Raw genomic sequence first — 12,327 nt, 5'->3', positions numbered from 1 at the left:
CGAACACCCGGAAGGCATTCCCTGCCCTTCGGCCATCCAACCACCACGACGATCCTTCGCAGCCCCTTTCACGCGCACTCGCATCCACGCTCCCTTCATTCGGAGCCGTCCGATGGTTCGCGATGACCGCGGGTGTGGATTCTGACGGTTCCCTCGCTTACGACACGACACATGTACAAAGCCCATCGACTCGCCGGCGCGGAACTCACCCAGACCGAACGCTTCGCCCTGCTGGCGCTGCGCAACCGCGCGCAGCTGTTCGCGTGGGAACGCGCGCTCATGGCGGCGCCGACCATGCACCGCCTGGCGGCGTTGGGCCTGGCCACACAGGATGGCGGCCGCTGGGATCCAACCGCCCGGGGCATCGAACTCATCGCGCGCCTGAGTGGCCAGGATCTCGGCTCCATCGCCATGCGCGATGCGTCGGCGACTGCCGGGCACGACGAAGGCGACGCGCACGTCGTCGCACGCAACGTTCCGTAACGAAGAAGGGGCGGCTTTCGCCGCCCCTTCCCTGTTCTCGCGAACGCATTTCTTCGTCGCGAGCTTTCCTGACGAACGCCGCGATCAGAAGCGGATCGACAGGCGTGCCATGGCCTGGTGGTCGCGTCCTTCATCGGCGTACTGGCCTTCGTAGCCCACTTCCAGCAGCGTGCGCGGGCTCAGCCAGGCCGACACACCCAGTTCTGCCACCGCGGCGTCTTCGGCCAGCGGAGTGCCGGCAACGCTGAAGTCGGCGCCGCCGTTCCAGCCCAGGCGGGTCTGCGACGACAGATCGCCCGACGCATGACGCCAGCCCAGGCCGCCGCGCAGGTTGAACCAGCCCTCGCCGGTGCCGCCGCTGGTCAGCGACAGCTCACCGCGGACGCCGACCGTCGACACGTCCAGCGTGGTCGTTTCACCGTCCACGTTCAACGCAACGCTGCCACCGGTTTCGGCGAACGCGTCGTTCTTCGTCTCCACGCGGGCGAACTGCACGTACGGCTCCAGCGAACCGTGCTCGCCTTCGATGGCGTAGCCGCCTTCCACGTACGCCTGGCGGGTCTGCGCATCGTAGTCGGCCACCAGACGCTGGCTGAGGCCTGGCAGGTTGACGAAACGCTCGCTGTCGATCGAATGCTGCGCCACGCCCACGCCACCGCGCACGGCGAACGCGCCCCAGCTTTGGTCGGCGTACAGGCCCAGGTGCAGCGTGTCGGCATCGCCGCTGGAGGCGCGCGAGGCGACTTCCATGTCGGTGCGTTCACTGCCACCCATCACGCCGAGTTGCCAGCCGTTCTCGAAGCGGTGTTCCGCGCCGACCAGCAGGCCGCTGCCGTTGTACTCGGCGGCGCCGGCATTGCCGTCGCTGTCGAGCGAACCGCCCGCCATGAGCACCTGCGCCCACACCGCATCGCCCGGCTGCTGCGTCTTCGCCAGCGGCGAACGACCACCGCTCATGCGGTCCAGCGCGGCCTCGCGCACGCGACGGGCATCGTCGGCCAGCACGCCGCGCGTGGTGGCGTGGAACTCGCCGTCGAGCTGGTCGAACGCCGACGCCATGTCCGCCAGTCGCAGGCCCATCAGGCTCGATTCCACGCGAGCGGTACCATCCGTGCCACGCGCGCCCGCAGCGGTACGGACCGCGTCGATGGCGGCGCCGACGGCGGCGGTGTTGCGGGTGGACATGGCCAGCTCGTAGCGGTCCGGCGTCACCATCAGCACCACCGCGTTGGCGTCGTAGCGCACGTCGAAGCGGGTGTTGGCGGCCAGGCCCGACTGCGGCTGCAGCAGGCTGTCGTAGGAACCGGTCACGCCACCTTCGGCCTGGACGATGGCGAAGCTGTCGCCCACGTTCGGCACGAAGGTGTTGGTGGCGTCGCCGGTGATGCCACGCAGGATCGGCTGCAGCTCACCGCCGGCCGTGTACGTGTGGCCGGCGCCAACCACGCGCAGCGTGTCGAAGTGACCCGCACCGTTGCCCGCGGTGCGGCCATCGATGTCGGCCACGAGCACGCTGCCCGCGTTCTGCACGACATTGCCCGCCACCACCAGCGTGCCCGGCGAATTGCCCGGCGACAGCACGCCCTTCACGTCCATCGAACCTTCCACGCGGCCGCTGCCGCTGGCGGTGCCGTCGGCGTACACCCACACGTTGCCCGCGAAGGTGCTGTTGAAGGCCAGGTCGCCCTGCTCGATGCACGCGCCGATGGCGTTGGAACCGCCGGCGCGCATGTCCAGGCGGCCCGAGCCGGACTTGATCAGGCAGTGGCTGCCGTCCAGCGAACCGGTCAGCGAGACCGGCGCACCGCGCGTTTCGAAGCGCGCGTTGTCACCGGTGACGTGCACGTTCTGCGTCACGTTCATGCCCGACAGTGCGGTGAAGTTGCCGTCCTGCCCGATATAGATGTCGCCGCCGGCAGCGCCCGCCGCTTCCTGCGAGGTCACGGCGATGGAACCGCCCTGCACCTGCATCAGCACCTGGCTGTTGTTGCCCGACAGCGTCAGCACGCCGCCGCCGAGCTTCTGCACGATGCCCGAGCCGCCGATGTCGCCGGCCACGGTGATGTCGAAACCGTTGGTGTCGAACACGGCCGAACGCGTGTTGTCGACGAAGATCTCATGCGTGATCGTCATCGAGTCCAGCGAACGCAACGTGGTGTTGTCGGCGATGGTGACCACGCTTCCGGCGCGGCCGAGCGAAGCGTCGGACGCGAACTCGACCGTGCCACCCTTCACGTTCAGGCCGTCCTGCGAGTTCTCGCCCTTCAGCGTGAGCGTGCCGTCGCCGATCTTGTTGAGGCTGCCGCTGCCGGACAGGTCGCCGTTGAAGGTGACGTCGTGGCCGGCCGTATCGACGACGGCGTGCGTCGAGGACAGCACGAAATCGTTGTCGCTGGTGAAGCCGCCAGTGGTCTGCAGCACGCCGTCGCCGATGGTGACGACACCGGTGCCGAAGCTGGCATCGCTGGACACCTGCACGGTGCCGCCCGCGACGACCAGGCCACCGCTGAAGCCGTTGTTGCCGGTCAGCGCCTGCGTGCCGCCGGTGACGATCACCGAACCGGTGCCGTCGATGCGACCGTCGAAGCTGCCATTGCCGCCGGTCAGCGTCAGGCTGTTGCCGCCCAACGCCACGTCACCGTCGCCGGTGAGGCCGGTCAGCGTCGCGTCGCCGTTGGCGCCGGAGATGTCGAGCGTGCCATCGCTGCCGATCGCGACGCCGTCGGAGTTCGCCAGCGAGCCGTTGCCGACCAGCGCCAGCGTTCCCTCGTCGATGGTGGTGCCGCCGGTGTAGGTGTTGTTGCCGGCCAGTTCCAGCGTGCCGGTGCCGGTCTTGGTCAGATCGCCCGTGCCGGTGATGGCCTGGTCGATGTGCGTGTCGTGCGTCTGGACGTCCAGCGTGCCGCCGCCGGCGTTGAGGACGAGGTCGCGCTGGTTGCCCAGGTCGAAATCGTCGCCCCACTGCAGCGTGCCGCCGTTGAAGATCACGTTCGAGTCGGGCGAGCCCAGGTTGCTGTCCGCGATCACGTTGACGATGCCGTCGTTGATGACGATGTCGCCCGTGTTGGTGTTGTTGCCGCGCAGGAACAGCGTGCCGTCGCCTTCCTTGGTCATGTCGCCGCGGCCGTCGATGTCGCCGTTGAGCCACAGCTCATGACCGTTGGTGTCCAGCGTGCCGCCGGCATTGGTGAACGAAACATCCTGCGGCAGCGTGGTGTCGTGTTCGATGCGCAGCGTGCCGCCGTCGAACAGCAGCGGGTCGCCGACCTGCGTTTCGTTCACGACCTGGCCGGTCTCGATGCGCGGCGCGGTGCTCAGGTCGGCGGTGATGATGGTGATCGTGCTGCTCAGAATCACCGGGCTTTCCGGCGCCCAGACCTGCGTCGGGTTGGCGATGGGCACGTAGGTGAAGGTGTACGTGCCGGCGAACAGGTTGGTGAACTGCAGGCCCTGCCAGTTCGCGGGTTCACCGCGCGGGTCCAGGTTGATGCCGCCCAGCGCGCCTAGCCCGTTGTTGTAGAAGTTGGTGTCGCCATCGACCAGTCCACCGGGTTTGCCATGCGACAGCAGCGCGAACGGCAGCGTGACGTCCATGCCGTTGGGGCCCTGCAGGCGCAGCGAACCTTCGGTGTAGGTCGTCTGCGAAGCCGGATGGTAGGTGCCGTACCAGAAGGTCAGCGACCGGTCGCCGGAGTTTTCGTAACCGATCGAGATGGTGTGCGCATGCGCCATGGGCATGCCGAGCAGCACGGTGAGGATGCCCGCGCCCAGCCGCGTCATCGTGGCATCGGCGACACCTGCGCTGACGGAGCGCGCCCCCTTGACGCGGCCGCGGACCAGTTCTGAGGCCACGACCCATTGGTTCAGGGCACGGTTCCATACAACGCGAAATACATGATTCATCAGATGCGGCTCCCCCGCTGAAGTAAAAGAAATGCAGAACGGGCGGGCACGCACGCGCACAGCCGATCGGCAACGGCGATGCGTTGCGGCGACTGTCGTGCAATGGGCGTGCCAGCGCGAAATGGGCGGGGTCCGGTGTGAGGAGCCCCGCTCGATGAGGTTTATCGTCAACGGGCCGACATTCTTGAACCCGATCACATTTTTCTGGCACGACGCGCCAGATTCGGCAAAGTTGGCATCGCGAGGCGCGCTATGCGGGGTTGCGGAGGTCGCGAAGCGCCGACATCAGGGCGCGCGCATCACGCATCCCCTCATCGCGCCCTTCTCCGCCCCCGTCGCAACAGGCGCAGCGCCGCCTGTTCCCACTGCCGCTCCCCGCGCGCATTGGCCACGGCACGTTGCAGCCGGCCGTCTTCCCAGCACTCGAACACCAGGGGGTCGATGTACGAGGCACGGCACACGGCCGGCGTGTTGCCCAGGCCCGCGGCCACCTCGGCGATCACGCCATTGCGCAGCGAGGTCACCTCGGCCACGTGGGGCGTGCCGTCGTCCTTCATGGGCACCTCGCACCGCGCGAGGCGCTGGATCGCGTCCAGCGTGCCGCCCCAGGTGCGGAAATCCTTGGCGGTGAAGTCATCGCCCATCGACTCGCGCAGGTAGTCGTTGACCAGGCCGGAGTCCACCGGTTGCACGTTCCCCGCATCGTCGACGTACTGGAACAGCAACTGCCCCGGCAGTTGCTGGCAGCGGCGCACCAGGCGTGTGAGGCGAGCATCGTCGAGCACGGCGTCGTGTTCCTGCCCGCCCTTGCCCCGGAAGCGCAGGTGCGCCCGTCCGCCGCGCAGGAATTCGACATGTCGGTTGCGCAACGTGGTCAGGCCGTAGGAGCGGTTGTCGCGCTGGTATTCGGCATTGCCCACGCGCACCCGCGTGTCGGCCAGCACGGCCACCACCAGCGCCACCACCTTCTCGCGGCCGACGCCTTCGCGGGCCAGGTCGCGGCGCAGCACGCGTCGCAGGCGAGGAAGCGCCGCGGCGAAGGCGACGATGCGGTCGAACTTGCGCGCATCGCGCACCTGCTTCCAGCGCGGGTGATATCGATACTGCTTGCGTCCGCGTGCGTCGCGACCCGATGCCTGGAGATGCCCATTGGGCCGCAGGCAGATCCACACATCACGGTAGGCCGGCGGAATGGCCAGCGCACGGATGCGCGCCAGCGTGCCGGCATCGCGCACGGTGCGGCCTTGCGGATCGACATAGCGGAAGCCGCGGCCCGCGCGGATACGGCGCAGTCCGGGCTGGTCGTCGCTGACGTACACCAGTCCGCCGTGCGACGCCGATTCGGCGGCGCCGTTGTCCGGCGCCGGCGCTGCGGCGGGTCTGGAACGTGCCATGCGCGCAGCATTGCGACCCGCGCATCAACGCCACGTGGTGACGCCGCCTGCGCGATGATGCGCGCATGCCCTTCCTGCGCAGTTCCGCCCCCGAAGTCACGCACGGCCCCAGCGAAGGCGCGTGCTATCTGTACGTGCTTCCGTGTGCGTACGAGGACCTGCTCAAGCTGGGCTTCTCGCGTCATCCGCTGCAGCGCATGCAAGCGCTGCACACGCGCTACTTCGAGTTCTTCGACCTCGACCGCGCGGTGCTGGTGGAAACCGAAACCGTGCGCGATGCACGCCGGCTGGAACTGGACCTGGGCCATCGGCTCGCCGAACACGGCGCGCCCTCGCCGCTCACCGTCCGCCGTGAGGCCGCCGGACACACCGAGTGGTATCGCGGCGCGCAGGCGCTGCTGACCGACGAGGCCGAACGCCTGCGCGGCATCGGCCATACCGTCCACGCTCCGCTGCGTCCCTGGCTGCGCGCGGAACTGCTGCGCGGTGCGGACGCACTGTTCGACTGGGGCGCGGCGGTGCTGGACGCCGTACAGGGCGAACCCGCGCATCTGGACGCGCCCGCGTTGGCGGACCTGCGTCAACGGGTGCTCGATCGACTCGATGCGTATGAAGCGCTGGGAATCGCGGTCGGCGACTTCCTGCCGGCCGCACTCGCGCACTGGCGTGCGCAACGACGGGGCTGATCGTCCGGGCAGTCGCCTGCGACTCGTCGCGTCAGATCACCAACAGGCTCCCGCCGCCAGCGTCTGGCGTCGCCCTTCGACGAGGGCGACGCCGGTACCCGACACCACTTTACAACCATACCCGCACCACGAATGGCGGTGGTCGGAACCGCCATCACCGTCCCCGGCGAATGCGATCAGCGGGCGCGCCCGCGCGTGAACAGGTTGACGATGGCCAGCAGCACCACCGCACCGACTAGCGACAGCAGCAGTCCGCTCACGCTGAAGTTGCCGTCATTGATGTCGCCGCCGCCGATGCCGAGCATGCCGCCCAGCCATCCGCCGATGAATGCACCCACGATGCCGACGACGATGTTGAGCAGGATGCCCTGCTGCGCGTCGCGCCGCATGATCAGGCTTGCCAGCCAACCCACGACGCCACCCACGACCAACCAGATGATGATGCCCATGCCCAGCCCTCCTGTGCCATGAGCGGCGGATGCTAGGCAGCACCCCGTGACGCGAGCGTGTGTGAATGGGCGTCGTGACACGACCTGCACGGGCGGCGCGCGCGCTTCACGCACGCGCAATCGTCGCTGTGCAATCGTCGATGTTCCGTCCGACTGACTGGAGCGACTGCCGTGAAAGTGGCTGAAATCATGAACACCGACGTCTTCCTTACGGCGCCCCACCGCACCATACGCGAGGCGGCGGAGACCATGCAGCGCATGGATGTCGGCAGCCTGCCGGTCGGCGATGGCGACCGGCTGGTCGGCATGGTCACCGATCGCGACATCGCCATCCGCGCGGTCGCCAGGGGCATGAGCGCCGACACACCCGTTCGCGAGGTGATGACCGAGCGGATCCGCTATTGCTTCGACGACGACGAGCTGGACGATGTGGCCCGCAACATGGCCGATCTTCAGGTACGGCGTCTGCCGGTGATCAACCGCGAGAAGCGGCTGGTGGGATTCGTCTCGCTTTCCGACTTCGCCTACAGCGGCGACGATCACTCCTCGGAGGAACTGCTCAAGGGTGTCGCACGCCCCCACTGAGCACGACATGCGTGGGACGGGGATCGGGCTTCCCTGCCCGGTTCCCCTTCAATCTTCAGCTAAGCGCGGCGAAACCGAATGCGCCGTCGCCCAGCCGACGCACCGCGTTGCGTTCGGCCAATCGCGTCCACGCGGCCATCGCCACGGGCAGCGCCTCGTTCCAGTCCAACCGCGATGGACCACGCACGCGCTCGTAGCTGGTTTGCAGGCTTTCTGTCATCGCTTCGAAATCCTGGCCGTGGCCGCGCAGATAGGCGTCGAGACCCAGCTTGAGCGCGGGCAGGTAGTCCTGGGTACGAAAGCCGGGGACGTAATTGCGGTAGTGGTGCATCCAGTGCGCAATCTCCTCGTCCATGTCCACCGCTTCCACGGCGATCGAGCTCTCTGCGTAGAACAGTTTGGTATTCATCGTCATCGCTCCTCTCTCCCTGAAAAGGGGCCGTGTTGCGCCGTTTCAATGCCCGCAAAGTCCCGCAGGAACTCTCCTCATACCCCGCGGACACTGAAGCCACACGCAACACGCGTGCCAACGCATCGGCGCGTCGGAACGCCGCGAACGCGACGTGAAAATCCTTCCGCACGCGCGCCTGCGCACGACTCATCTGCACGCATTCACGGTGAATCGGCACGATGCGATGGCGCATGGACGGAAATTGTTTCCATCGACCGTGAAGCTTCTTCAAGACGTCTTAACCTGAGGCGACATAGGCTGACGGCCCGCCCCGGAGGGACGCAGCCGTGCCCGCATCCTTGTTGATCGTCGATGACGATCGCGACTTCACCGCGTCCGCCGCCGATTTCGCCCGTATGCGCGGTTTCCAACCGTATGTGGCCCATTCGCTGGAGCAGTCGCGCCAGATGGGACACCTGCCTCCGCTGGATCTGCTGCTGCTCGACCTGGACCTGCCCGATGGCAGCGGCCTGGAGCTGCTGGACGATCCGGCGATGCCGGAGCACGAGCACGCGGTGATCGTCACCGGCCAGCCCACGGTGGAATCGGCGATCCAGGCGGTGTCGCGCCCGGTCTACGACTACCTGCTCAAGCCGCTGTGCCCGGAGCAGTTCGATGCACTGCTCGCCCAGTCCGCCGCCGCGCATGCGCGCGCGCAGGCGGCGCACCATTACGGAATGGTGGGCCGTTGCGATGCGATGCAACGGGTGTACGCCGACATCGAACGCGTCGCGCCATCGGATGCGTCGGTACTGATCTGGGGCGACAGCGGCACGGGCAAGGAGCTCGTCGCGCGCGCCCTGCACGAACGCAGCGGGCGACGTGGCCCGTTCGTGCCGGTGAATGCGGGAGCGATCTCGCCTGAACTGCTCGCAAGCCACCTGTTCGGACATGAACGCGGCAGCTTCACCGGCGCCACCCACCGCCATCCCGGCCACTTCGAACAGGCGCAGGGCGGCACGCTGTTCCTCGACGAGATCACCGAGATGTCGCCGTCTGCGCAGATCTACCTGCTGCGCGTGCTCGAGAGCGGCTCGCTGGTGCGCGTGGGCGGCACCGAGACGGTGCCGATCGACGTGCGCGTGATCGCCGCCACCAACCGCGACCCGCACGCGACGATGGCCGAGGGACGTCTGCGGGAGGACCTGTTCTATCGTCTGGCCGATTACCCCATCGTGCTGCCGTCGCTGCGCGAGCGCGGCGACGACATCCTGATGTTGGCGCAGCACTTCCTCGACGCTCTCAATGCGCGCCATGGCACGGAAAAACGTCTGGCCGATGACAGCGAACGCCTGCTGCAGCGCCATGCCTGGCCCGGCAACGTGCGCGAGTTGCGCAGCGCGATCCAGCGCGCGTACCTGGGCAGCGATGGCGCCATCGTGCGCGTGTGGCCGACGCCGCGACGGACCGGCATCGGCGGTGTCGATACCGATGGCGTGGTCTTCACCATCGGCACCAGCTATGCGGAGATCGAACGCGAGATGCTGGCGCGAACGCTGGAACACTTCGACAACGACCGCACCCGCACGGCGCAGGCGCTTGGCGTCAGCGTGCGCACCATCCACAACCAGCTGGCGCGGCTGAAGCGCGCCAAGGATTCGCGGTGACCGTGCCCTCCACGCATGCACACGACACCGGGCAGGGACGCCAATGGATGCACCGGCTTCGCAATGAGCTCAACACCATCACGATGGCGAATGCGGCCGCCATGAGCCTGATCGACCATGGCGAGCCGATCGAGCGCGTACGCGAACACCTCAGCCGCGCCGAGGCCGCATGTCGTCGCTGTCAGGACCTGCTGCGCGACGACGCCGAAGAGGTGTGAGCGCAGGATCGCGCGCGTCACCGGCCACTTCGAAAGGAAGGCCTGCGACGCGCGGGGCGCGGCGTGTGTCCAACTTTCCGGACGCGAAATTGCTTCCGCCCACGACGTGGACGCTACGTCAGGGACGCACGCTGCCGTTGTCTTCCTGCAATTCAGGCTTGAACGGAATATCGGGTGGCGGACGCGCGCCTGCCGGCTGATCGTTGAGGTTGGGATCGTTCAAGCCGCAGCCACCGCCCAATGCGAGCAGCGACACGACGCATTCGATGCGCTTGTTGGTGCCCGGGATGGGAATGGCGACCTTCTGGATGCCCTTGCGCACCCATTCGGCCAACAGCGTTTCATTGGGCACCCAGTATTTGTCGAACGACGTCGGCTCGAAATCGATCGGCTTGCGCTTGAGCCACGTGCCGGAACGGTCGAGGTCGCGGATTTCCTGGGTGAGCGCGCCCGGCGGCTCGCCCGGTGAGGCGGAACCGGTCGCTTCGGGAAGGCGCACGGTGCCGTCGCTGTTGTACAGGCCGGGTGTGACGCCCCGTTGCCCACCCGGAACATTGCGCGTGCTCTCGCCCCAGTCGTCGCCGCGTCGCGGCGTGGACCAGGTTCCGGGCGCGGGCGTCGGACTCGGTCCCGCACCGGCGGTGGCCGCCGGTTGCGACGGCGCGCCCGGCGCGGTTGCGGCCGCCGCGGGCGCGGTCGCAGCAGGTCCCGGCGCCGCTGTGGCGGACGGTGCAGCGCTGGGTGCCGTGGAAGGCGCAGACGAGGGGGCAGTCGCAGCAGTGGTGGCGGGCGGTGCCGATATCGGCGCTGCCGCAGGAGCGGCCGGTGTGGGAACGTCGCGCGTACGCACGGTCGGCGCGGTCGATTGCACCTGCGGCGCGGTCACGGTCGGCGTGCGCACGACGGGTGCCTGCACACGCGGCAACGGCGCGGTGACTTCGCGCGCCGTGATCTCGCGCTCGCGCGGTTGAATGGTGGGCACGGCCATCTCACGCGGTGTCATCTCGCGATGGATCGGCTGCACCGGTTCGGCCACTTCGGCCTGCTGCACCGTGGGGGCGGTGGTGCTCAGTTCGGGTACGGCGAGCCTTGGTTCCGGCGGGCGTCGTCGCGTGGGCGGCAGCACGAACACGTTCGGCGCGTCCGGCGTCGGTTCGCTCACGGTGACCGCCTGTTCCACCGGCGGCGCCGGTTGTGGCGGCACCTGCGGCTCGGGCACGTCGCGTTGGGCGACATCGGGCAACGGGGCATCGACTGACGGCGCGGGCGGCGCCGGAACCGAAGGCGCTGCCGGCGTGGAGAGCTGCGCGGTTTCTTCCTGCGTGGACGGTTGCGGCGGCTGCGGACTCGGCGCGGGTTGTGCGGGACGCGGCTGCTGGGTGGGTTCGGTCGCGCCACCGCCCGGCTCCTTCGGCGTGCCTCGCCCGATGTACTCCACCATCACCACTTCCTCGCCCTGCGGCGGCGGAGCACTGAGCGCCATGAAGCGCAGGTACATCAGGTACAGCAGCATGGCGCTGAAGAACAGGTGCCACAGCACGGTGAACACCATCGCGAACCAATGCGTGCGACGGTCGGCCTTGTCGGGGGAGGTTTCGTGCCAGTCCTGCCGCAGCAGCGTGCGGAATGCCTGCCAGCGCGTGAGTTCGGCCATGCGCAGCGGGCGCGTCGCGAGCGGCCGCTGCAGGAACACAGCGACGATCGCATCCGACGTGGCGCCGCGCACCGCGCCGACGCGTTCGCGCATGCTGTCGAACCAGGCCTGCCAGCCCGACGGGAATTCGCCCGGTGGACGCCGCAGGTGCGGCGCGATCAGCTGCAGCCGTCGCTGCAGTGCGTGGATCAGGTCGGCGGCGGAGAACATCTACGTCGCCGGATCCGGCTCAGGCCGCCGAATCGCGTGGGATGTAAGGTGCATCACCGGTCGCATGGTCGGTCGCATCGCGCACCGCCGTCACGCCGGGTACCTTGCTGAGCAGGGTCTTCTCGATGCCCTGCTTCAGCGTCACGTCGGCCATGCCGCAACCGTGGCAACCACCGCCGAAACGCAGCAGCACGACACCATCGGCGGTGACTTCCTGCACCGACACGTGACCGCGGTGCGAGGCCAGCTGGGGATTGATCTCCTGCTCGACGATCCAGTGCACGCGCTCCACCAGCGAAGCCGAATCGGCCGGCGCTTCGCCCTTGATGCGCGGCGCGCGGATCTGCAGCTGGCCGCCGGTGGCCTGGGTTTCGTAGTCGATCTCCGCGCCGTCCAGGAACGTCACGCTGGCGGCGTCCAGCCACAGCGTGAAGCCTTCGCAATCGATCGCCCATTCGTCGCCCTGCAGATCACCGGGTTCGGCGAACTCCAGGCGCACGTCGGCGCGCGGCGTACCGGGATGGACCGCCGACAGCCGGACACCCAGCCCCGGCAGGGCTTCGCGCTCGATCAGCCTGCGGAAGTGGCTCTGGGCGGATTCGGAAATGTTGATCATGGGGCTATTCTACCGGTGTCCGCGCAGCCTGATGGCGCGCCCGTCACCCGCGATCGCCGACGATGCGTTCC

General features: G+C 68.1%; 11 protein-coding genes. 5 read left to right on the top strand and 6 right to left on the bottom strand.

The features are described 5' to 3' along the window. Nucleotides 1–171: 171 nt before the first annotated feature. Nucleotides 172–483, top strand: a complete 312-nt coding sequence (locus QLQ15_RS12240; protein WP_283213047.1) for a hypothetical protein — start codon at nt 172–174, stop codon at nt 481–483. Between the two features lie 84 nt (nt 484–567). Here QLQ15_RS12240 and QLQ15_RS12235 read toward each other — a convergent pair whose 3' ends face one another. Then, complete coding sequence (locus QLQ15_RS12235) at nt 568–4,386, bottom strand: autotransporter domain-containing protein (protein WP_283213046.1); 3,819 nt, start codon at nt 4,384–4,386, stop codon at nt 568–570. 311 nt (nt 4,387–4,697) lie between these two features. Next, nucleotides 4,698–5,780 (bottom strand): DNA topoisomerase IB, encoded by a 1,083-nt coding sequence (locus QLQ15_RS12230; protein ID WP_283213045.1) that lies wholly within the window; start codon nt 5,778–5,780, stop codon nt 4,698–4,700. 65 nt (nt 5,781–5,845) lie between these two features. Between QLQ15_RS12230 and QLQ15_RS12225 the strand changes: the two genes are divergently transcribed. Next, nucleotides 5,846–6,466, top strand: coding sequence for a GIY-YIG nuclease family protein (locus QLQ15_RS12225; protein WP_283213044.1), 621 nt, complete (start codon nt 5,846–5,848; stop codon nt 6,464–6,466). 176 nt (nt 6,467–6,642) lie between these two features. On the opposite strand, the gene QLQ15_RS12220 is transcribed toward QLQ15_RS12225, so the two are convergent. Continuing rightward, nucleotides 6,643–6,915, bottom strand: coding sequence for a GlsB/YeaQ/YmgE family stress response membrane protein (locus QLQ15_RS12220; protein ID WP_283213043.1), 273 nt, complete (start codon nt 6,913–6,915; stop codon nt 6,643–6,645). A 189-nt stretch (nt 6,916–7,104) separates the two neighbouring features. Here QLQ15_RS12220 and QLQ15_RS12215 point away from each other — a divergent pair, with 189 nt between their 5' ends. Further along, nucleotides 7,105–7,500, top strand: coding sequence for a CBS domain-containing protein (locus QLQ15_RS12215; protein ID WP_283213042.1), 396 nt, complete (start codon nt 7,105–7,107; stop codon nt 7,498–7,500). A 55-nt stretch (nt 7,501–7,555) separates the two neighbouring features. Here the strand turns inward: QLQ15_RS12215 and QLQ15_RS12210 are convergent, their stop codons facing one another. Then, nucleotides 7,556–7,909 carry a hypothetical protein gene (locus QLQ15_RS12210; protein WP_283213041.1) on the bottom strand — a complete coding sequence of 118 codons (354 nt, stop codon included), beginning with the start codon at nt 7,907–7,909 and terminating at the stop codon, nt 7,556–7,558. A gap of 329 nt (nt 7,910–8,238) precedes the next feature. On the opposite strand from QLQ15_RS12210, the gene QLQ15_RS12205 reads away from it, so the two are divergent. Together QLQ15_RS12205 and QLQ15_RS12200 are read left to right on the top strand one after the other, a co-directional pair. After that, nucleotides 8,239–9,558, top strand: a complete 1,320-nt coding sequence (locus tag QLQ15_RS12205; RefSeq protein WP_283213040.1) for a sigma-54-dependent transcriptional regulator — start codon at nt 8,239–8,241, stop codon at nt 9,556–9,558. After that, a complete protein-coding gene (locus tag QLQ15_RS12200) occupies nt 9,555–9,776 on the top strand; it encodes a hypothetical protein (RefSeq protein ID WP_283213039.1) in 222 nt (73 codons plus the stop codon). Before QLQ15_RS12205 ends, QLQ15_RS12200 begins: the two co-directional genes overlap by 4 nt. A 118-nt stretch (nt 9,777–9,894) precedes the next feature. Here QLQ15_RS12200 and QLQ15_RS12195 read toward each other — a convergent pair whose 3' ends face one another. Together QLQ15_RS12195 and QLQ15_RS12190 are read right to left on the bottom strand one after the other, a co-directional pair. Further along, the gene (locus QLQ15_RS12195) at nt 9,895–11,640 is read right to left on the bottom strand and encodes a hypothetical protein (RefSeq protein WP_283213038.1); all 1,746 of its coding nucleotides are present in this window, start codon (nt 11,638–11,640) and stop codon (nt 9,895–9,897) included. A 19-nt stretch (nt 11,641–11,659) separates the two neighbouring features. After that, on the bottom strand, nt 11,660–12,256 hold the full coding sequence (locus QLQ15_RS12190) for an NfuA family Fe-S biogenesis protein (protein WP_283213037.1): 597 nt from the start codon (nt 12,254–12,256) through the stop codon (nt 11,660–11,662). Between the last annotated feature and the right edge of the window lie 71 nt (nt 12,257–12,327).

This window comes from Lysobacter stagni (assembly GCF_030053425.1).
GTDB classification, from domain to species: Bacteria; Pseudomonadota; Gammaproteobacteria; order Xanthomonadales; family Xanthomonadaceae; genus Lysobacter_J; species Lysobacter_J stagni.
The sequence above is the reverse complement of the archived record's forward strand: the minus strand, read 5'-3'. Positions and strand labels throughout refer to the sequence as shown.